The organism is Meiothermus sp. Pnk-1 (assembly GCF_003226535.1).
GTDB lineage: Bacteria > Deinococcota > Deinococci > Deinococcales > Thermaceae > Allomeiothermus.
The window spans coordinates 140,320-160,751 of the sequence record NZ_QKOB01000002.1 but is presented as its reverse complement, the minus strand read 5'-3'; the positions used below and the strand labels follow the sequence as shown (position 1 = coordinate 160,751).

General features: G+C 63.2%; 17 protein-coding genes. 9 read left to right on the top strand and 8 right to left on the bottom strand.

Annotation, left to right across the window (positions count from 1 at the left end):
• Positions 1–24 precede the first annotated feature (24 nt).
• Positions 25–1,041, bottom strand: a complete 1,017-nt coding sequence (locus DNA98_RS03555) for an aspartate-semialdehyde dehydrogenase (protein ID WP_110526513.1) — start codon at positions 1,039–1,041, stop codon at positions 25–27.
• Between the two features lie 128 nt (positions 1,042–1,169).
• On the bottom strand, positions 1,170–2,696 hold the full coding sequence (locus DNA98_RS03550) for a glycine--tRNA ligase (RefSeq protein ID WP_110525839.1): 1,527 nt from the start codon (positions 2,694–2,696) through the stop codon (positions 1,170–1,172).
• 443 nt (positions 2,697–3,139) lie between these two features.
• Here DNA98_RS03550 and DNA98_RS03545 point away from each other — a divergent pair, with 443 nt between their 5' ends.
• The 5 genes from DNA98_RS03545 to sucD all read left to right on the top strand — a co-directional run bounded on the left by DNA98_RS03545 (position 3,140) and on the right by sucD (position 9,967).
• Positions 3,140–5,344 carry an ATP-dependent Clp protease ATP-binding subunit gene (locus DNA98_RS03545; RefSeq protein ID WP_110525836.1) on the top strand — a complete coding sequence of 735 codons (2,205 nt, stop codon included), beginning with the start codon at positions 3,140–3,142 and terminating at the stop codon, positions 5,342–5,344.
• 84 nt (positions 5,345–5,428) lie between these two features.
• Positions 5,429–6,718: a DNA repair protein RadA gene (radA, locus tag DNA98_RS03540; protein WP_110525833.1), complete on the top strand. Its 1,290-nt coding sequence runs from the start codon at positions 5,429–5,431 to the stop codon at positions 6,716–6,718.
• A 13-nt stretch (positions 6,719–6,731) separates the two neighbouring features.
• The gene (locus DNA98_RS03535; RefSeq protein WP_110525830.1) at positions 6,732–7,766 is read left to right on the top strand and encodes a PIN/TRAM domain-containing protein; all 1,035 of its coding nucleotides are present in this window, start codon (positions 6,732–6,734) and stop codon (positions 7,764–7,766) included.
• Positions 7,767–7,961: 195 nt separating this feature from the next.
• On the top strand, positions 7,962–9,098 hold the full coding sequence (sucC, locus tag DNA98_RS03530) for an ADP-forming succinate--CoA ligase subunit beta (protein ID WP_165363917.1): 1,137 nt from the start codon (positions 7,962–7,964) through the stop codon (positions 9,096–9,098).
• On the top strand, positions 9,095–9,967 hold the full coding sequence (sucD, locus tag DNA98_RS03525) for a succinate--CoA ligase subunit alpha (RefSeq protein WP_110525824.1): 873 nt from the start codon (positions 9,095–9,097) through the stop codon (positions 9,965–9,967). Before sucC ends, sucD begins: the two co-directional genes overlap by 4 nt.
• A gap of 238 nt (positions 9,968–10,205) precedes the next feature.
• On the opposite strand, the gene DNA98_RS03520 is transcribed toward sucD, so the two are convergent.
• From DNA98_RS03520 to DNA98_RS03495, 6 genes are all read right to left on the bottom strand, one after another.
• Positions 10,206–11,054, bottom strand: coding sequence for a hydroxymethylglutaryl-CoA lyase (locus tag DNA98_RS03520; RefSeq protein WP_110525821.1), 849 nt, complete (start codon positions 11,052–11,054; stop codon positions 10,206–10,208).
• Positions 11,051–11,407, bottom strand: a complete 357-nt coding sequence (locus DNA98_RS03515; RefSeq protein WP_110525818.1) for a DUF5615 family PIN-like protein — start codon at positions 11,405–11,407, stop codon at positions 11,051–11,053. The genes DNA98_RS03520 and DNA98_RS03515 overlap by 4 nt, the downstream gene beginning before the upstream one ends.
• Entirely contained in the window at positions 11,397–11,639 is a 243-nt protein-coding gene (locus DNA98_RS03510) for a DUF433 domain-containing protein (RefSeq protein ID WP_110525815.1), read from the bottom strand. Before DNA98_RS03510 ends, DNA98_RS03515 begins: the two co-directional genes overlap by 11 nt.
• Before the next feature lie 51 nt (positions 11,640–11,690).
• The gene (locus DNA98_RS03505) at positions 11,691–13,352 is read right to left on the bottom strand and encodes an acyl-CoA carboxylase subunit beta (RefSeq protein WP_110525812.1); all 1,662 of its coding nucleotides are present in this window, start codon (positions 13,350–13,352) and stop codon (positions 11,691–11,693) included.
• 148 nt (positions 13,353–13,500) lie between these two features.
• Positions 13,501–15,024: a glutamine-hydrolyzing GMP synthase gene (guaA, locus tag DNA98_RS03500; RefSeq protein WP_110525809.1), complete on the bottom strand. Its 1,524-nt coding sequence runs from the start codon at positions 15,022–15,024 to the stop codon at positions 13,501–13,503.
• Positions 15,025–15,069: 45 nt separating this feature from the next.
• Entirely contained in the window at positions 15,070–16,347 is a 1,278-nt protein-coding gene (locus DNA98_RS03495; RefSeq protein WP_110525806.1) for a hypothetical protein, read from the bottom strand.
• A 302-nt stretch (positions 16,348–16,649) separates the two neighbouring features.
• Here DNA98_RS03495 and DNA98_RS03490 point away from each other — a divergent pair, with 302 nt between their 5' ends.
• The 4 genes from DNA98_RS03490 (at position 16,650) to DNA98_RS03475 (ending at position 20,423) form a co-directional block, all read left to right on the top strand.
• A complete protein-coding gene (locus DNA98_RS03490) occupies positions 16,650–17,018 on the top strand; it encodes a hypothetical protein (RefSeq protein ID WP_110526510.1) in 369 nt (122 codons plus the stop codon).
• Between the two features lie 32 nt (positions 17,019–17,050).
• Positions 17,051–17,668: a uracil-DNA glycosylase gene (locus tag DNA98_RS03485; RefSeq protein WP_110525803.1), complete on the top strand. Its 618-nt coding sequence runs from the start codon at positions 17,051–17,053 to the stop codon at positions 17,666–17,668.
• 66 nt (positions 17,669–17,734) lie between these two features.
• Positions 17,735–19,177 (top strand): NAD-dependent succinate-semialdehyde dehydrogenase, encoded by a 1,443-nt coding sequence (locus DNA98_RS03480; protein WP_110525800.1) that lies wholly within the window; start codon positions 17,735–17,737, stop codon positions 19,175–19,177.
• Positions 19,178–19,892: 715 nt separating this feature from the next.
• Positions 19,893–20,423 (top strand): hypothetical protein, encoded by a 531-nt coding sequence (locus tag DNA98_RS03475; RefSeq protein WP_370444431.1) that lies wholly within the window; start codon positions 19,893–19,895, stop codon positions 20,421–20,423.
• The last annotated feature ends 9 nt before the right edge of the window (positions 20,424–20,432 follow it).

Here is a 20,432-nt window from a genome sequence, read left to right as displayed (position 1 = left end):
TTCGTGAAGAAAATCTCTGATTGCTTAGGAGGCCACCGCGGAGCGAACTTCCCCCATCTCGACGAGGAGTTCGGCGATCTGTACCGCGTTGAGGGCCGCCCCCTTGAGCAACTGATCTCCCGCCACAAAGAAATCTAGCCCGTTATCAAAAACCAGGTTTTTGCGAATCCGGCCTACTTCAACGTTGTATTTGCCGCTCGCCCTAAGCGGCAAGGGATACTGCTTGTTGGCCGGGTCGTCCACCAAATCCACCCCAGGCGCCTGACGTAGCACCTCGCGGGCAGCCTCCGGGGTAATCGGGCGTTCAAACTCCGCCGTCACCGCTTCCGAGTGGACCCGCAAGGTAGGGACCCGCACCGCTGTGCAGGAAAGCTTCACCGTGTTGTCTCCCATGATCTTCTGGCTTTCCCACAACACTTTCATCTCCTCTTTGGTGTAGCCGTTGTCCTGGAAAGCGTCGATGTGAGGGATGACGTTAAACGGCAAGGGGTGGGCAAAAGTTCGGCTCTGAAGCGGCTTCCCCGCCAGGAAGTCGCGCGTTCCTTCTAGCAGTTCCTGCATCCCGCTGGCTCCCGCCCCACTCGAGGACTGATAAGTACTCACGATGACCCGCTTGGCCTTGAAGGCCTTATGGAGCGGATAAAGAGCCATCAGCAGGATCGCGGTGGTGCAGTTAGGGTTGGCGATGAGGTTTTTATGCCCCCGAATCGCTTCGGCGTTGATCTCTGGCACCACCAGCGGAACCCAAGGCTCGTAGCGAAAAGCCGAAGAGTTGTCGATTACGACGGACTGCCTAGCCCAGATAGAGGCGTATTGCTTGGAGAGGCTACCTCCAGCGCTAGCCAGCACGATATCCACCGGCAAAGGACCCTCGGGGAGGGCTTCCACCGGGTACTCTTCGCCGCGAAAGCTCAGGGTCTTCCCAGCGGAGCGCGCCGAGGCGTAAAGCCTCAGCTCCGAAAGCGGAAAGTTGCGTTGCTCGAGCACCCTCAACAGCTCTTGCCCTACCGCACCGGTTGCACCTACGATGGCGATTTTCATCTGCTCCTCCTCAACAAAAAACCCGCCTGGATAGGCAGGTGAGGGCGACGGCTCGGGGGAGCCGTCGCCTAGCCAGTAGTGGTATACCAAACCATTGACTTCGACCTTACACGCCAAGCCCCTAAAAGTCAATTAGCGAGCCGTTCTTGCAGATACCGAGGCAACTCCTTCACGTGAACCCGCTCCTGTTGCATGGTGTCGCGGTCGCGCACGGTCACGGTGTCCTTGAGGGCCGTGCCGCCGTCTTGGCTCTTGCCGATGGTGTCGTAGTCAACCGTGATGCAGAAGGGCGTGCCCACCTCGTCGTGGCGGCGGTAAGCCTTGCCGATGTTGCCGGTGTCCTCGTAAAGCACTCGCCCTGGGCCCAAGGCCTGCAGCTCGGCCTTGAGACCCCTGGCGTAGGAGGTGATCTCCTCCTTGTTCTTGGCCAGGGGAATCACCGCGACCTTGATGGGGGCCAGGTGGGGTTTGAGCTTGAGCACGATGCGCTCTTCACCGGACTCGAGCTCCTCCCGCGTGTATGCCTCGGCGAGCACCGCCAACACCCCCCGGTCCACCCCTGCCGAGGGCTCGATGACGAAGGGTACCATCCACTTGCCCGTCTCGGGATCCTGGATGGCCAAGCGGGCAGTGGAGTCGGTGTTCTCCATGACTCTGGCCTGTATACCCAACTCACGCTGACCCTTGGTGTGCGAGCCCAAGTCGTAATCGCTGCGATTGGCGATGCCCTCGATCTCCTCGAAGCCCAGGGTAGGGAAGTTATACATCAGGTCGAAGGTACGCTTGGAGTAGTGGGCCAGGTCCTCCTTGGGCACGTCCAGCACCCGGATCTGCGCGCGTGGAATTCCCTGCGCCTCCCACCACCTTAGCCGCGCCTCGAGCCAGTGCTGATGCCAGTGTTCATCGGTGCCGGGCTTGACGAAGTACTCGATCTCCATCTGCTCGAACTCGCGCACCCGAAAGATAAAGTTGCGCGGGGTGATCTCGTTGCGAAACGCCTTGCCGATCTGGGCGATGCCAAAGGGCAGCCGCCGAGCCGTGGAGTCGAGCACGTTTTTGAAGTTGATGAATATGCCCTGCGCGGTCTCAGGGCGCAAGTAGCCGTAGGAATCCTCATCCGCCACCGGGCCGATGGTGGTTTTGAACATCATGTTGAAAGGCCGGGGCGGGGTCCAGTCGCCGGGAGCGCCGTCGGCGGGGTCAATGACCCGCGCAGCTCTCATAGCCTGGGCCGCCCGCTCGGGATCGGCCATCAGCGCAGCGACCACGGCGGTGAGGTCAGCGTGGGGCTCGAGGCCCATTCCTACCGCCACGGCCTCTACTACCCCCGGTTTTTGCTCTTTGAGCAGGTGGTCGAGCCGGTAGCGTTTCTTGCTGATGCGGTTGTCGATCAGCGGATCGGCAAAGGTGGCCTCGTGGCCCGAGTAGTGCAGCACCAGCCGGTGGGTGAGGATCGAAGCGTCTAGACCCTCCATGTCGTCGCGTTCATAGACGTTGGCCTTCCACCAAGCCGCCTTGAGGTTATTTTTGAGTTCAACCCCCAACGGGCCATAGTCGTAAGTGCCCTGGAGACCTCCATAGATCTCCGAGCCCTGGAAGATGAAGCCCCGTCGCTTGCACAAAGAGACCAGTTCATCCATCGTTTCAGCAGGCATAGAAGCTCCTTTCCCTTACGCGGAGCCGGGGAACAAAAAACGTCCCCGGCACGATGCCTGGGGACGAATAGCAAAGGCACTACTCGCGGTTCCACCCCAGTTCTCGAGGGGAGCCCCTCGAGCCCTCTGATTCGCGTTGGCCCATGGCTAATCTCCGCCGCCCTTCCCCTGGCTCTGGCTACCTGGCTCGCACCCTCCCAGGCTCGCTGAAGCTGAGCCCCAGGGTACTCCTGCGGATCAACGCCCTTCCATGATGAACAAAAAAAGCCACCCGGTCAATCGCCTCCCACCAAAAGCTCGAGCAGTTTTTTCGTAGCCTTCGGATACTATAGGCCATCCCCGCGGTCGGGTTATACCGTGTAACCGGCCGCTCAAACATCCCATCTGGGGCTGCGTAGTATATCATCAGAAGTGAGGAGCCTTGAATACGAAGGGGGTAGCTCTTGAACAGGTACGATGATCGCGCCAGGCTGGTATTCCATTACGCGAGGGAGGAGGGTAGTCGCCTCGGGCACAGCATGATCGGCCCGGAGCATCTCCTCTTGGGCCTGATGCGCGAGGGGGGTACCGCCGCGCGCATCCTGATGGAGTATGGGGCGACTCTCGAGGCCATGCGGCGCATGGTCGAAGAGCTGGTCGGGCGGGGGGAGGGTTCGCGTAGCGGCGAGCCCCCAGCGATTACCCCCAGGGCCCGACGGGTGATGGAACTGGCGGCTGCCGAGGCCCGTAACATGGGCTCTCCAGTGATCGGCACAGAGCATATCCTCCTGGGCATTATCCGCGAGGGGGATGGCATCGCCTACCGCATCATGACCCATTACGCCAAGGACGTGGACACCATCCGCTGGCGGGTACTGTCACAGGCTGGTGAAACCACCAAGGAGAAGGCCGTGGCAACTCCCTTCCTTGACGAATATGGACGCGACCTCACCAAGGAAGCCCGAGAGGGCAAGCTCGACCCGGTGATCGGCAGGACCGAAGAGATCAACCGGGTGATCCAGATCCTGGCCCGGCGCACCAAAAACAACCCGGTGCTGGTCGGCGACCCGGGGGTGGGTAAAACTGCCATCGTGGAGGGTTTGGCCCAGGCCATCATCGAGGGGCGGGTGCCCCCGGTGCTGCGCGGGGCCCGCATCGTCTCGGTGGACCTGGCCGGGGTTGTGGCCGGGACCAAGTACCGCGGCGAGTTTGAAGAACGGCTGCGCCAGATCATCGAAGAGCTCAAGAACGCCAAGGTGGTAGCGTTTATCGACGAGCTTCATACCCTCATCGGGGCGGGTGGAGCAGAGGGCACCCTGGATGCGGCCAATATCCTCAAGCCACCGCTCTCGCGGGGTGAGATCCAGGTCATCGGGGCCACCACGACGGGCGAATACCACCGCTACATCGAGAAAGACGCTGCCCTCGAGCGCCGCTTCCAGCCGGTGATCGTTCTCGAGCCCACCCCCGAAGAAACCAGCGAAATCTTGCGGGGCTTGCGCCCTCGCTACGAGGCTCACCACGGGGTGGTCATCCCCGACGAGATCCTGGACCTCTCGGTTAAAATCGGTATCCGCAGCCTGCCGGGCCGCAACTTCCCCGATAAGGCCATCGACCTCATCGACGAGGCCGCCAGCCGGGTACGGCTCAATGCCTCTTTAGGCCTCCCGGTAGCTGAGGACGAGGACGGCACCCCCCTGGTAAGCCGGGAGGATATCGAAGCCGTGGTGGACAGCTGGGGCGGCGTATATGTGGATGACAAGGACGACCAAAAGCTCTTCGGCCTGGAGGAGGAGCTGAAAAAACGGGTCATCGGCCAAGATGAGGCCGTAGAAGCCCTGGTGGCCGCCCTCCGGCGCAGCCGGGTAGGCCTGGGGGGGCGGACCCGGGTTGCGGCCAGCTTCTTGTTCGTGGGCTCCTCAGGGGTCGGTAAAACCCACTTGGCCAAAGCCCTAGCCGAGGTCCTCTTCGGCTCCGAGCGGGCCTTGGTGCGCTTTGACATGAGCGAGTTCCAGGAGCCGCACTCCATCTCCAAGCTGATCGGGGCCCCGCCCGGCTATGTGGGCTATGAGCAGGGGGGTCGCCTCACCGAGGCCGTGCGCCGCCAGCCCTTCAGCGTGGTGCTCCTCGACGAGATAGAAAAGGCCCACCCCGACATCTACAACACCTTTTTGCAAGTGCTGGACGAAGGCCGCCTGACCGACGGGCTAGGCCGCACGGTGGACTTCCGCCGGGTCATCCTGATCATGACTTCCAACACCGGCTTCAACGTGGGCCCCGGCATCGGCTTCACCAGCCGCGAAGTGGACACCGAAAGCCCCCTTAGGGCGATGTTTACCCCAGAGTTCTTGGACCGGCTCGATGAGGTGATCCGCTTCCGCACCCTAAACGAGGCGGAGCTGATCCAGGTGACCCAGAACATGTTAGAGGACATCGCTCAGGAGCTGGCCAGCCGCGAGAAGACGGTGCGCTTCGACCCGGCCATCGCTGCTTGGTTGGTCGAGCAAGCCCCCAAGAAGGGCTCGACGCGGGTCCTGCGCAACCTGATTCGCGAAAAGGTAGAAGACCCGCTCTCGCTGGCCCTCCTGACCCGCCCCGGGCGGACCCTGCTGGTCACGCTCAAGGGGGGGGAGGTTACCTTCGAAGAAGAAGAAGTCAGTTTGGTCTAAGGCGCAAGGCCTCGGGTGGGGTGGTGAGCCCCTCCTTTTTTCTTTCTTGTCAAACCGCGCGCTTGAGGAAGAATAGTCTAGATCATGGCCCGAACCTCTACCCAATACCGCTGTACCGAGTGCGGCTACAAGTCCGTCAAGACCCTGGGGCGCTGCCCCAACTGCGGGGCTTGGGACAGCTTTAAGGAAGAAGTCCCGGAAGCGCCCAAGGCCAAAGCGCGTATATCTTCCGGCGGGTACATCATGCGGCTGCGGGAGGCCTCGGCGAGCCTGGAAGAGCGCTTCTCGAGCGGCCTGGGGGAACTCGACCGGGTGCTGGGGGGGGGCTTTGTGAAAGGCGAGGTTTTGCTGATCGGGGGCGAGCCAGGGATCGGCAAGAGCACCCTCTTGCTCCAGGTAGCGCACCGGATGCTCGCGCAGGGCAAGCGCGTCTTGTACCTGGCGGGCGAGGAATCGCCGGGGCAGATCCGGCTGCGGGCCAAGCGGCTAGGGGTAGACGAGGACCTGGAATTGTTGCGCGAGACCAACCTTGAGCTGCTTTTGGCCTTGCTCGAGGTCGAGCGCCCGGATTTCCTAATCGTGGACTCCGTCCAGACCCTCGAGGCCGCTTCCCCGGCAGGTTCGTTAGTCTCGGTGCGCGAGGGCACCGCCGCCCTCACCCGCTATGCCAAAGCCTATGGCGTGACCACGGTGCTGGTCGGCCACGTCACCAAGGAAGGGGTGGTAGCCGGGCCCAAGGTGATCGAGCACGTGGTGGATGCCACGCTCTACCTCGAGGCTGCCGGTTCCTTCCGGCTGCTGCGCAGCAGCAAAAACCGCTTCGGGCCGGTGGGGGAGTTGGGCGTCTTCCAGATGGGCGAGGCGGGTATGGAAGAGGTCACCAATCCCTCAGGGGCTTTCCTGGCCGAGCGTCCGGTGGGAGTACCGGGAAGCGCAGTGGCCCTAGCGCTTTCGGGGGAACGGGCCCTGGCGCTAGAGGTGCAGGCCCTAGCCGCCCGCACCCCCTTCCCTGCCCCGCGCCGGGTCGCCCAAGGGCTCGAGGCCCGCCGAGTAGACGTGGTGCTGGCCGTCTTGGAACGCCGCCTTGACCTGCCTTTGGGTAACTTAGATGTCTACGTCAACCTAGCCGGGGGCTTGCGGGTCTTGGATGCCGGTTTGGACCTAGCGGTAGCAGTAGCGGTGTATTCTGCTGTCGTGGGAAAGCCGATCCCAGAGAATACGGCCTTGGTGGGTGAGGTAGGGCTGGCCGGGGAGGTACGCAGCGTGGAAGGCCTCGAGCGCCGATTGCGCGAGGGCGAACGGGCCGGGTTCAAGCAGGCCCTGCACCCCGGGCGCGTCCGAAGCGTCGAAGAGGCCATACGCCAGCTTATCTGAGCTTGGTCGGGTTATGGGTTTCGTTCGCCTCCTCGCCTACTTGCTGTTCGTCTATCTCGGCTACCAGGCCGGGTCGCTGGTAGATGCCCTATCCTCCTCCGCCGGAGCGCTCTCGCTCAACCGCATCTACCTGGCGGTGGTGGGGCTGTTGGTAGGGTTTTTGTTGGTCCCTCGGCTCACCGAAACGCTCGAGTGGGCTTTCGTTCGAATGCAGGAGCGGATCAAGGCCCTGCCGCCCGAGGTCCCGGTGGCCCTTACCGTGGCCGCCACCGTCGGGCTGCTGCTGTCGGTGCTCCTCACCAGCCTACTCTCGCAGTGGGAGGGCTTCTCGCCGGTGTTGTCGCTGGTGCTAGCCGGCATCCTGATCACCCTGCTCTCGGCGGTGGCCCTGGCCAACCGGGAGTACTTCAAGCCGCGCCAGCCGGTAAACCCGCAGCCAGGCTTGCGCAGCAGAGGTGGCAAGCTGCTCGATACCTCGATCCTCATCGACGGACGGGTAGCCGAGGTGGTCGAGCTGGGCTTCTTGGAAGGCCCCCTGTACGTGCCCCAGTTCATCCTCCGGGAGCTCCAGTACCACGCCGACGCCTCCGACGCCCAGCGGCGGGCCAAGGGGCGGCGAGGTCTGGAGACCCTCGAGCGCCTGAAGAACTCCGCCACCTTGGAAGTGATCGAGGAAAGCGCCAAAAGCGATGATCCGGTGGATGACCAGCTTTTGGCCCTGGCCCGGCGGATGGGCGCAGCCCTGGTCACCAATGACCACGCCCTCTTGCAACTGGCCCGCATCTACGGGGTCAAGGCCCTCTCGGTCCAAGCCCTGGCAGCAGCGCTGCGCAGCCCGCACGCAGCAGGAGAAAGCCTGCGCATCACCATCGTCAAGGAGGGCAAGGAGCCGGGGCAGGGGGTGGGGTACCTGGAGGACGGCACCATGATCGTGGTGGATGACGCGCTCGCCTACCGCGGCCAAGAGGTACAGGTGACCATCACCCAGTCCATCCAGACCCAGGTGGGACGGCTGCTGTTTGCCAAGCTAGACCGCCCCACTACGTAAACCCGCCCCACTCGCTGCCCCTTGTGGCTCACCCCGCCGACACCCGGAGGACAAATCCCGGCAGCGGCCACCCCGTGCCGTCACGGGCCAGTGTGCTTGTCAGCGCTTTAGAAGCGTATAATCTCTAAGGCTTTAGGCCGTCAACGCTGCGCCGCGATGGGGCAGCAGATTGAGGTTTGTCACAGGAGGCAAGCGGTGAACTTACACGAGTACCAAGCCAAAGAGCTCTTGGCCCGCTACGGCATCCCAGTGCCGCCTGGGAAGATCGCCTACACCGCCGACGAGGCCAAGCAGATCGCCAGCGAGTACGGCGACACAGTGGTGATCAAAGCCCAGGTGCATACCGGCGGACGCGGCAAAGCTGGGGGGGTCAAGCTGGCCAAGACCCCCGAGGAAGCCCGCGAGAAGGCCGGCCAGATCTTGGGGCTCAACATCAAGGGCTTCGTAACCAAAAAAGTCCTGGTGGCCAAAGCCGTCGATATTGCCAAGGAGTACTACGCCGGGCTGATCCTGGACCGGGTGACCCAGCGCGTGGTGCTGATGCTCTCCAAAGAAGGCGGGGTGGATATCGAAGAGGTGGCCGCCGAGCGCCCCGAGGCGATCATCAAGTACCCCATCGATCCCCACCGGGGTCTGCGGCCCTTCGAGGCGCGCGAGCTGGTCAAACGGGCCGGCCTCGAGGGCAACCTCAACAAGCTGGCGCAAATTTTGGTACAGCTTTATAACGCTTACGTGGGCATTGACGCCTCCACCGCTGAGATCAACCCGCTAGTAGTGACCTCTGGCGGCGACGTGGTCGCGGCGGACGCTAAGATCGTGCTGGATGACAACGCCCTCTACCGCCATCCCGACCTCTCCACCTTGCGCGAGGTGGACGCCGAACACCCGCTCGAGGTCGAGGCCTCCAACTACGGTTTCTCCTATGTCAAGTTGGATGGCTGGATAGGAGTGATCGGCAACGGAGCCGGACTGGTGATGTATACCCTAGACTTGGTGAACCGGGTTGGCGGTAAGGCCGCCAACTTCCTCGACATCGGCGGAGGGGCCAAGGCCGACATCGTGTACAACGCGCTCAAGGTGGTGCTCAAAGACCCCGACGTCAAGGGCGTGTTCATCAACATCTTTGGCGGCATCACCCGCGCCGACGAGGTGGCCAAGGGCGTGATCCGGGCCATGGACGAGGGCATCCTGACCAAGCCGGTGGCCATGCGGGTCGCCGGGACTGCCGAGGAGGAGGCCAAGAAACTGCTCGAGGACCGCCCCATCTACATGTACCCAACCTCCATCGAAGCCGCCAAAGCCATCGTCGCGATGACCGGAGGTGTCCGATGAGCATCCTCGTGAATAAAGACACCCAAGTGCTGGTACAGGGCATCACCGGGCGCGAGGGCGCTTTCCACACCGAGCAGATGATCAAGGCTGGAACCAAGATCGTCGCCGGGATGACCCCCGGCAAGGGCGGGCAGATGGCTCAGGGGGTTCCGGTTTACGACACGGTCAAGGAAGCCACCCGCCATCACCGCATCGACGCTTCGATCATCTTCGTGCCCGCACCGGGTGCAGCGGACGCGGCGCTCGAGGCTGCCCACGCCGGGATCCCGCTGGTGGTGCTGATCACCGAGGGCATCCCCACCCTGGACATGGTCAAAGCCGTAGCCGAGATCAAGGCCATGGGTAACGTGCGCCTCATCGGCGGCAACTGTCCCGGCCTGATCACCCCCGGCGAGTGCAAGCTGGGCATCATGCCCGCCAACGTGTTCAAGCGCGGCAAGGTGGGCCTTATCAGCCGCTCGGGCACCGTGACCTACGAGACCGCCAAGGCCCTCTCCGACGCCGGGTATGGCATTTCGACCTGCATCGGCATCGGCGGCGACCCCATCATCGGCACCACCTTCAAGGACCTGCTGCCCCTGTTCAACGACGACCCCGAGACCGAGGCCGTGGTGATCTGCGGCGAAATCGGCGGCTCCGACGAGGAGGACGCCGCCGAATACATCAAGGCCCACATGAAGAAACCGGCGGTGGGCTTTATCGGCGGGCGCAGCGCCCCCAAGGGCAAGAAGATGGGCCACGCCGGGGCCATCATCATGGGCAACGTGGGCACCCCCGAGTCCAAGCTGGCCGCCTTCGCCGCCGCCGGCGTGCCCGTGGCCGAGACCATCGACGAGATCGTAGAGCTGGTGCGGGCCAAGCTGGGCTGAACAACGCGGCCCGGGCCTGGCGATCCGCCGCCCCCCGGGCCGTGGTCATTTTTGGCAGAGGCCACCCGTCCCCTGCGCTACCCGGAAACCCAACAGAGGAGGCGGCAGATGCTCTGGATGTTTCTGACGGGGTTGGCGGTCGTGGCGGTGGCCGCAGCGATGGTAAGGCGGTCGGTGGAGCAAGGGTCCTCGACCCCTACCAGACGACGGCGACGACGAAGCCTGAGGTGAGCCCTTTTCAGGCATAGCGGGCGCGGAGTAACGCGGCCTCCCCGGCGAGTTCGGCCAGCGACTCCAGCCGTACCCCCAGCTCGAGCCCCTTCCGGGCCAGGTAGGGCAGCACCCGCTCGGTAGCCAGGTTCCCCACCAGATCGTCCCCGGCGAAGGGGCAGCCCCCGATCCCGCCCAGCGCACCCTCGAGCCAGCGCACCCCGCTCGCCAGCACCGCCTCCACCTTCTCCAAGGTAGCCTCGGGCCTGGAGTGCAGGTGGGCCCCGAGGCCCTCAGGGCCAAAGGCCCGGACCACCGCGCGCAGGGTCTCCCCGATGACCTCGGCGGTCGCCACGCCGTAGGTGTCGGCCAGGGCGATCTCGCGGATGCCGATCTCCCGCAGCCGGCCCACGAACTCCACCGCTAGCTCGGGGCTCCAGGGGTCGCCGTAGGGGTTGCCGAAACCCATCGAGAGGTACACGACGAAGTTCAGCTGCTCTGGGACCCTTTCGCGCATGCGGGCCACTTGCTCCCAGGATTCGGCGATGGTCTTGCCCACGTTCTTGCGCTGAAAGGTCTCGCTGAGGGAGAAGGGATACCCTACGCTGGTCACGTTCTCGGCCCGCAGGGCCCGTTCCATCCCCTTTTCGTTGGCGATGACGGCCAGGTATTCCCGGCCCTCCGGTGGAGGCAGCTCGGCCAGCACAGCCTCGGCGTCGGCGTGCTGGGGCACCCATTTGGGCGAGACCAAGCTGGTGAGGTCGAGGTGGCGAAAACCGGCCTCGAGCAGGCGCTTGAGGTAGGCGACCTTTTGCGCGGTAGGGATGAACCCCTTGAAACCCTGCCAGGAATCCCTGGGGCACTCTACCCATCTCATCCTGCGCCTCCGTACCGGGCGATCCCGTTCACCTGTACCACGAAGAGTTCCCCCGCGCGAGGCAACCCCAGCCGCATCATCCTGCGCAGCAACCGCACCATCAGCTCGCCGTCGGTGATCCAAGGCCGCAAGACGATCCGCCCCGGACCCACCGGCAGCTTGATGGGATCAGAAAAATCCAAGTCCAAGGTGATGAGCACCCGCCCCTCGCGGTGCAGGAAGGCATTGAGTTCGCTGTCCGAGCGGCCCACCAAACCGGCTTCCCGTGCGGTCATCACATCGAAACCTTGGCTGATGCACCACCAGAGCACCGCGGTCGGGATGTTTTCGTCTAGCAAAACCTTATTCGCCATCGAGCTCGATCCACTCGTAGTTGCTCATGCGTGCGCCGTAGAGCAAAGCGGCCTGAATGTCCTCCGGGGTGAGGTCAGGATACTCCTCGAGCACCGCCTCCACCGACATCCCCACCGCCAAAGCCTCCAAGATCATGTACACCGCTATCCGCGTCCCCCGGATGCGGGGGCGGCCCCGCAGAATATCTGGGTTGGAGTTGATCCGATCCAGCAGATTTTCGGGGATTTTCATGCTTCAAGTGTAGGGCATGAGGCCCCCGCGATGGTGCGAAAGTTTACGCCCTCAAACCTGGAAAACTCCAATCTTCATCTCCTCGCGCGCCGGATTCAATGCGCAGGCTTGCAACGCTCGGATCAGGCGGGCGCGGGTCTCGTGCGGGTAGATGACCTCGTCTATCCACAACCGGGCCGCCGCATAGCGCGGGTCGAGGGCCTCCTCGTAGCGGCCCTTGATGCGCTCGTAGAGCTCCTTGAGGTCTTGGTCGGTGGGGGTGATGCCCTGGCGCTCGAGCTTGGCGACTTCCACCTCGAGTAAGGTCTTGGCCGCGCTGGCCCCGCTCATCACCGCGTACTTGGCGCTGGGCCAGGCGAAGTAGAAGCGGGGGCTATAGGCCCGGCCCGCCATGGCGTAGTTCCCCGCCCCGAAGGTTCCACCCAAGATCAGCGAGATCTTGGGCACCACCGAGTTGGACACCGCGTTGACCAGCTTGGCCCCCCGCCGGATGATGCCCTGCTGCTCGGACTCTTTGCCCACCATAAAGCCGGTCACGTCCTGCAAGAAGAGTAGCGGGATAAAGCGCTGGTTCACCTCGAGGATGAATCGGGCGGCCTTGTCCGCCGCTTCGGCGTAGATGACCCCCCCCACCTCGATCCGCCCCCCCTTCTTGATCACCGTGCGCTGGTTGGCTACGATCCCGACCGGGAATCCTCCCAGCCGAGCATAGCCGCAGACCAAGGTCTCCCCGTAGGCCTTCTTGTACTCGAGGAACTCCGAGCCGTCCACCAGCCGGGCGATGACCTCGCGCACGTCGTAGGGCCGGGTGCCGTCGGGTGAAACCAGGCCAAAGAGATCCTCAGCGGGGTAGCGGGGTTCGACCGCTGGGTGACGCTCCTTGGCCCAAGGGGCCAGCTCGGGCGCCGCATAGGCCGCGGCCAAGGAGCGGATCCGCTCGAGGGCCGCCTCGTCCGTGGGCTCGTAGTAGTCGACGGTCCCGGAGATCTCCGCGTGCATCCGGGCCCCCCCCAGCTCCTCAGAGGTAACCTCCTGCCCGATGGCCGCCTTGACCAGCGCAGGTCCCGCCAGATACAGCCCGGAACCCTCGGTCATCAGCAGGGTGTCGGTCATCACTGGCAGATACGCCCCGCCCGCCACGCAGTTGCCCATGATGGCCGAGATCTGCGGGATGCCCAAAGCGCTCATCCGGGCGTTGAGGTAGAAGATGCGCCCAAAGTCATCTTGGTCGGGGAAGACTTCGTCCTGCAGGGGCAGGAAGACCCCGGCGGAGTCCACCAGGTAAACGGTGGGAATTCGGTTCTCGAGGGCGATGGTCTGGGCCCGGATGACCTTCTTGGCGGTGATGGGGAAAAAGGCCCCCGCCTTGACGGTGGCGTCGTTGGCGATGATCATCCAGTCGCGCCCGGCGATCTTGCCAATTCCGGCGATGGTCCCCCCGCCAGGAGCCCCGCCCCACTCCTCATACATACCCCACCCGGCATAGCTCATCAGCTCGTCGAACTCGCTTCCGGGGTCAATGAGCCGGGCGATGCGCTCGCGGGCGGTGAGCCGACCCCTGGCGTGTTGCCGCTCGATGGCCTTCTTTCCGCCGCCCAAGCGAAGCTGTTCCAGGCTGGCACGAAAATCGCTGATCAGGCTGACCCAGGCATCTTTGTTGGCTTTGAACAGAGGGGCTTCCCGGTCCTCTGAGCGCAGCTTGGTCTCGATCATGCTTAGAGTCTAACGGCATAGACAGGCCGGGAGCCATCGCGAGCGAACCGGCTAACCAAGTGAAGCCAACCCGGGGCCAGGCTAACCCCGCGTAAAATCACCGGTTGGGTGCGCCTGTGCCGCCTCCACGGGCGTTCGCCCGCTGGGCTTACTCCCATTCAATGGTCGCGGGCGGTTTGCTGGTGATGTCGTACACCACCCGCCCCACCTCGGGCACCTGGCGGGTGATCTTACGGGCTACCTCGTCGAGGAACTCCCAGGGCAAGCGGGCCCAGTCGGCGGTCATGAAGTCCACCGTGCTCACGGCCCGCAAACCCAGCACGTAGCCGTAGCTGCGCTCGTCCCCGATCACCCCTACGCTTTGCATCGGGGTGAGGACCGCCAGGGCCTGAGAAACGCTGTCGTAAAGGTTCCACTCCCGCAAAGCGCTGATGAAGATATCGTCGGCGCGGCGCAGAATGTCGAGCTTCTCAGGGGTGACCTCGCCCAGAATGCGGATTGAGAGACCGGGGCCGGGAAAGGGGTGGCGCATACGGATGTGCTCGGGGAGTCCGAGCAGTAGGGCCAGCTCGCGTACCTCGTCCTTGAAGAGATAGCGGAAGGGCTCGAGCAGCTCAAACTGCAAATCCGGAGGCAGCCCGCCCACGTTATGGTGGCTCTTGATGTTGGCCGCCCCCTCTCCGCCCGCCGATTCGATCACATCGGGATAAAGGGTTCCCTGGGCCAGCCAGCGGTAACCCTCCCGCGACAGCTTGCGGGCCTCGGCCTCGAAGACCCGGATGAATTCTCGGCCCACCACCTTGCGCTTTTGCTCGGGATCGCTCACCCCCCGGAGGGCCGCGAGGAACTGCGCCGAGGCCTCCACCACCCGTAAGGCGCTGCCCAAGGGGCGCAAGGCGGCCTCGACCTCATGCCGCTCCCCCTGGCGCAGCAGGCCATGGTCAACGAAGATCGCGGTAAGTCGGTCGCCAATAGCCCTCGAGAGCAGCAGGGCCAAGGTCGAAGAATCTACCCCCCCCGAGACCGCCAGCATCACCCGGTCGTCACCGACCTTGGCGCGAACCTCTTCGATCAGGGTCTCGAGGGTGTGCTCTGGCGTCCAGTCCCGGGCCACTCCGGCCAGTTCGAGGAAGTTCTCCAGTATGGTCATGCCTTTGGGGCTGTGCGCCACCTCGGGATGAAACTGCACCCCGAAGGTTCTGCCGTCTGGCGCAGCGATGGCCGCTACCGGATTCTCCTCGGTCTCGGCGATCACCCGCCACCCTGGGGGCAGCCCGGTGACGGCATCAGAGTGGCTCATCCACACTTGGATCTCGCCCTCGAGCCCGGCAAACAGCGGCCCCTCGTGGCGGGAGAGGATAGCCTTACCGTACTCGCGCCGCCCAGCCCGCTCGACACGCCCGCCCAGGTGCTGGGCCAACAGCTGCATCCCGTAGCAGATGCCGAGGACGGGGAGATTCTGCTCGAGCAATCCCTCCGCCGCCCGTGGCGCTGCCGGATCGAAGACCGAGTTAGGACCACCCGACAAGATGATCGCCTGGGGCTTTTCCGCCAGAATACGCTCCAGCGGAGCTGTCCCCGGTAGGATAACCGAAAAAGCCCTCAGCTCCCGGACGCGCCGGGCGATAAGCCGGGTGTACTGCGAGCCGTAATCGAGGATGACGACGCTCATGCCAGGAGTGTACCGAAGGCGAGACACAAAATGCCAGGGTAGAAGCTAGCGAAGTCGGATGTTGACCCCGTTAGGGGCAGGGACCTCGAGCAGCAACTCGCTCGGCTCCCGACCATTGGCGCGGATACGCAAGCGGTACACCCCGGCCTTGTCAAAAAAAACCGGCCCCGGCACCTCCGCGATTACCGTGCCCACCAACATGGTAGAGCCTTCGGGGGCTTCTAGCAGCTCGATTCGCGCGTTTTGTCCGGCAGGTTCTACCCGGAACGTCACCGTGAAACCTGGGTGGGTTGCGGGGCTTGGGCGAGGCCAGTACTGATAAGCGAGGAAACCAATTCCCACCAGCACAAGCAACAACAGCACCCCACGCAACCAACCAGGAATGGCTCTACGGCGGTAACCTGGGTCGATCACAGGGAAAGGAGGCTCGAGGGGGTCATCAATACGCACCTTTTTGGGAGGGCTCGCCTGATGCGTGTCCAACGGCTCGGAAGCCGAGGTCTGCTCAGCAATCTCTACCTTGAGCGAGGCCTTGGACTTAGGCGGGGAGGGGTCGGAGGGTTCGATCCCCGTAGTGGCGGATTCGAGGGTCTCCTCTCCTTTTTGTTCAAGAGTAGGCGCGGGCTCCACCGGAGAAGGTTCAGGGCGGGGTGAGACAGGGAAAGAAAACTCCTCTGGCTCTATGCGCGACGATCCCCGTCGTTTCGGGGCGGAACGGGAGGAAGGAACGGTTTGGGCAGCGGCTTGGAGTTGCTCGCGCAGCTGTTCGGCAGCCAAATTTCCCGTAACCCAAGCTTCGAAAGCTCCCTTCCAAGGAAGGCCGCTCCAGTCTTCTCCAGCCAAGGCCCGTACGCTCTCGAGCAACCCTTCCCGGTCGGGGCGAAGTGGCTGGATCGGTAATCCCAGGCCCTCCAACCAAGCTTTGGAGCCTTTAACCCAGATTCGCTCAGGGGTGATCGCGCCGTGCTCGAGGTGAGCCGCTTCCGCCCGTTCGAGGGTCTCAGCCAGGGCAATCACCCAGTCGCGCAGCCGCTCCGCTGGGGCCGATCCCAAATAGCGGCTAGCCGGAACCGCCCCCAGGGGCAGCTCAGCTATCCAGGCCGCCCCTGAGCCATCCTCAGGGGTGAGGGCCTCGAGCCAAGGCAAACTTCCTTCCACCCGCTTCTCGGGCAATGCGGCCTGCACTGGGCGGTATACCAAAACCGGAATGCCCGTACGGGCATCCTGAGCCTCAAACACGGTCAGCGGTTGACCATTTTTAGTCGTAATATCCCCGGCCAATCCCAGGGGCCGACGCAGAAGATAAGGCCCCAAGCTTTCCATAGCCTTGAGTATAAGTCGCCTAAGCGGCGCTACCAAGCCTACCGCCCTGCCAGCGTGAAAGGTGCTCGGACAGAGAACCCAGCCGACCCATAGCCCCTAGCCTGCCGTGCCACAGCCGGTTGCCGCCGCCAGAACAACCCATCGTTGACACCGCTTTTTGCCCCCACCTATAATTCCTCTACGCGAGCGTGTTGCTCAGACCTAGCCAGGAAGCTGAAGCAGCTTGCTCTTCCAACACGTCCCGGTCCGATAGTGCCATGCTGCTTTCGGCCTTTTCGGGAGTAGATCTGAAAGGAGTTGGGATGGAGTACAAAATTACGCTTTCGACCGAGGAGATCGTGCGGGGGCTCAAGCATTACCGGCGTATCGCCAAGCAGGATGTCCTCCGGTCGCCCGAGACCCCCAACCCTGAGGTGTTCAAGCGCCACGCCGAAGCCCGGCGTGAAGTATACGCCCAGCTTGCCGAGATCGCTGAGTTGCACGGTCCAGAAGAAGTGGTTGAGCAGGCTATCCACTTGTATCAAAATCTCCCCTTTGTGACGGGCACCGCCGAGGACGCTTACCCCGAGATCAAGGGGAAAGAAAACGCTCTCGAGAACTTCTTTTTAATGATTGGATTGGATCCAAAAATTCGCCGCGAAGCGCGCAAGGCTCGTAAACCCGTGGAGTAACGCTCGCTCCTAAAGCTTGTACTTTAGACATTATGAACCTCGAGCTGTTATCTGCGCAGGCGCAAGTCTGCACTGCCTGCCGTCTGGCCGAGACCCGCACCAAGGTAGTCTTCGGCGAAGGCAACCCCGACGCCAAAGTGATGATCGTGGGGGAAGGGCCGGGAGAAGAGGAAGACAAGACCGGGCGGCCTTTCGTGGGTAAAGCTGGGCAGCTTTTAGACCGTATCCTAGAGGCCGCCGGGATTCCTCGAGCGTCCATCTACATCAGCAACATCGTCAAGTGCCGCCCACCCCAGAACCGGGTCCCCTTCCCCGATGAGGTCAAAGTCTGCACTGGCCTGTGGTTGAACAGGCAACTCGAGCTGGTTCGCCCCCAGATCATCGTGCCCCTGGGCGCGACCGCGGCGGAATATTTCCTGGGCGAGAAGGTCTCCATCACCAAGATCCGCGGGCAGTGGATGGACTGGCACGGCATTTTGCTTTTTCCCATGTTCCACCCGGCCTATCTGCTTAGAAACCCCTCGAGGGCCGCAGGCAGCCCCAAACACCTAACCTGGATAGACATCCAGGCCCTCAAGCAAAAGATGGATGCTCTGGGGCCTAAAGCCGACCGCGCAGTCAGAGCAGTGAGCCAGGAAAGCCTATTTTAAGCCCAGGATCGAATTGGGTTAGCGGGTGTTTTGCAAAGCCGGGCGAAGCGGTAGGCTAAGAAGGCTATGGTCAAAAACTTCGACTTCCCCAGCGCCGCCTATCTAGGCGGAAAATGGCACCGCACCCCCAAGACCTTTGCGGTCAAGAACCCCTATACCGGGGAGAAAATCGCCGACGTGGCGGACTGCGGCGAGGCCGAGGCCAGGGCCGCTGCCGACGCTGCGGTGGAGGCCTTCAGGGCTTGGAAGGCCAAGACCGGGCACGAGCGGGGCAAGATCTTGCGCCGATGGTTCGACCTTCTGGTAGCCCATCAGGAAGAACTGGGGCGGCTCACCGCGCTCGAGATGGGCAAGCCCATCACCGAGGCCAAGGGAGAGGTGCTCTACGCCGCGAGCTTCGTGGAGTGGTGTGCAGAGGAAGCCAGCCGAGTGAACGGCGAGCTGATCCAGTCGCGCTTCCCCGACAAGCGCCAGATGGCCGTCTACGAACCCGTAGGACCGGTTTACGCGGTGACTCCCTGGAACTTCCCCACCAGCATGATCACCCGTAAGGCCGCGCCCGCCCTGGCGGCAGGATGCACGATCATCCTCAAGCCTGCCGAGCAGACTCCTCTATGCGCCCTCTATCTGGCCAAGCTGTGGGAGGAAGCCGGGGGGCCTGCCGGGACCCTCCAAGTGCTCCCGGCTTTGGACCCGGTGCCGGTCTCGAGGGCGTTGATGGAAGACATGCGCATCCGCAAGATCACCTTTACCGGCTCGACCCCGGTGGGCAAGCTCCTCTATCGCCAAGCCGCCGACACCATGAAGCGGATCAGCCTCGAGCTGGGCGGGCATGCTCCCTTCCTGGTCTTCGAGGACGCGGACATCGAAGCTGCGGTGAAGTTCACCATCCTCTGCAAGTACCGCAACGCCGGTCAGACTTGCGTTTCGGCCAACCGGCTTTACGTCCACAAAAAGCTCGAGGCCGAGTTCGCCGAGGCCTTGGCGGAGGCGGTGAAGGGCCTGAAGGTGGGCGATCCCCTCGACCCCACCACCCAGATCGGGCCGTTAGTGGAGCAGCAAGGGTTAGATAAGGTGATAGCGCATGTCGAGGACGCACTCTCACAAGGGGCCCAGGTCAAGGCTGGCGGCAAGGCCTTGGGCGGGTTGATGTACGCCCCCACCGTGCTTACCCACGTCAAGCCAGGGATGCGGATCCTCGAGGAGGAGACCTTCGGTCCGGTAGCCCCCATCATCCCCTTCGAGGACGAGGAAGAAGCCATCCGCTGGGCCAACGATACCGATTACGGCCTAGCCGCCTACCTCTGGACCAAGGACCTCTCCCGAGCCTTCCGCGTAGCCGAGGCCCTGGAATACGGCATCGTAGGGGTCAACGACCCGGTGCCGAGCGCGATGGGGGCCAACCTACCCTTTGGCGGCTACAAGAACTCCGGCATTGGGCGCGAAGGCGGCCGGTGGGGGCTAGAGGAATACCTCGAGACCAAGCTCATCTCGATCGGGCTATATTGAGGGTCTGGTACCACGATGGCCCGCCAGGAGAGGGCGATCTCACCCTTCGCCTTGCCCGTAGGCGGCCAGGCCGAGGGCCAGGGAAGCTAAATACCCCCTCCTCTAGTAGCTGGGTTGGTATGCGTCGTACGCAAAACGCTAAACGCGGGGTGCTCCCTCCCCTAGCAGGGGAGGGTTGGGGTGGGGCTGGTATACGTCCGTACGCCATACGCAATACGCAAAACGCCAGACGCTAAACGCGGGGGTAGATTCCCTATCGGGACGGCGTACCGCCGTACACCTAGGGGACGATCCCCTTCGGGACAGCCTATGGCTGTACACCCGGAGGTAGATTCCCTACCCCGCCTACCGGCGGCGAAGGAAGCGTCTCGGGACGAGCAAAGCTCGTACACCCGGGGTAGATTCCCTATCGGGACGGCGTGCCGCCGTACACCTAGAGGTAGATTCCCTTTGGGACGGGCTACGCCCGTACACCTGGGGTAGATTCCCTAACGGGACGGCGTACCGCCGTACACCCGAGGGACGATCCTCTTCGTATGACGTATGACGTAGGCCGTACGACGTCCAACATGCGGTCAGCCCAAATCAAGCTGCCGGTGCAATACGTAAACCTCGCGAGTCGCGGTGCGTCAAATCCATAGGCGACCGGCGGGTTTTTAATTTCTATTTATACATTTAGTCTAACCTTCCATAGGGAAGGGACTCCCCCATGGAGGTGGCGTTGAACAGGCTTTGGACACGCGCGATACAGCTACTTGCCGGGGCGGTTCTTGGGCTGTTGCCCACCCTGGCGCAATCCGCCGAGCCGGTGAAGCTCACCCTGAGCTCGGTACGGGTGGTTCAGGAAAAAGGAGAGGGACAACCCCGCGAGACCTTCCAACCGGCGCTAGCGGTCAAGCCGGGGGACATCCTGGAGTGGCGGCTCGAGGCCGAAAACACCACCGAGCGGCCGCTGCGCCAGGTGGTCTTGGTGATTCCCATCCCCAAGGAGACCCGCTACCTGGAGGGGAGCGCGCTGGTGCTCGAGCGAGGCAGTACCCGGCTGCTGCCCATGTTCTCCTACGACGGGGGACAGACCTATGGCCTTCCCCCGCTCAAGCGTAAGGTGCGGGTGAGCGAAAACGGCAAGGAAGTTGAAAAAGAGCTCGAGGTCAAGCCCGAGGAGTACACCCATGCCCGCTGGGTGTTACCGGAGCTGGCCCCCAAGGAAAAAGTTTTGCTCAAGCTACGCAGCGTCGTCAGATAGAAGGAGGCC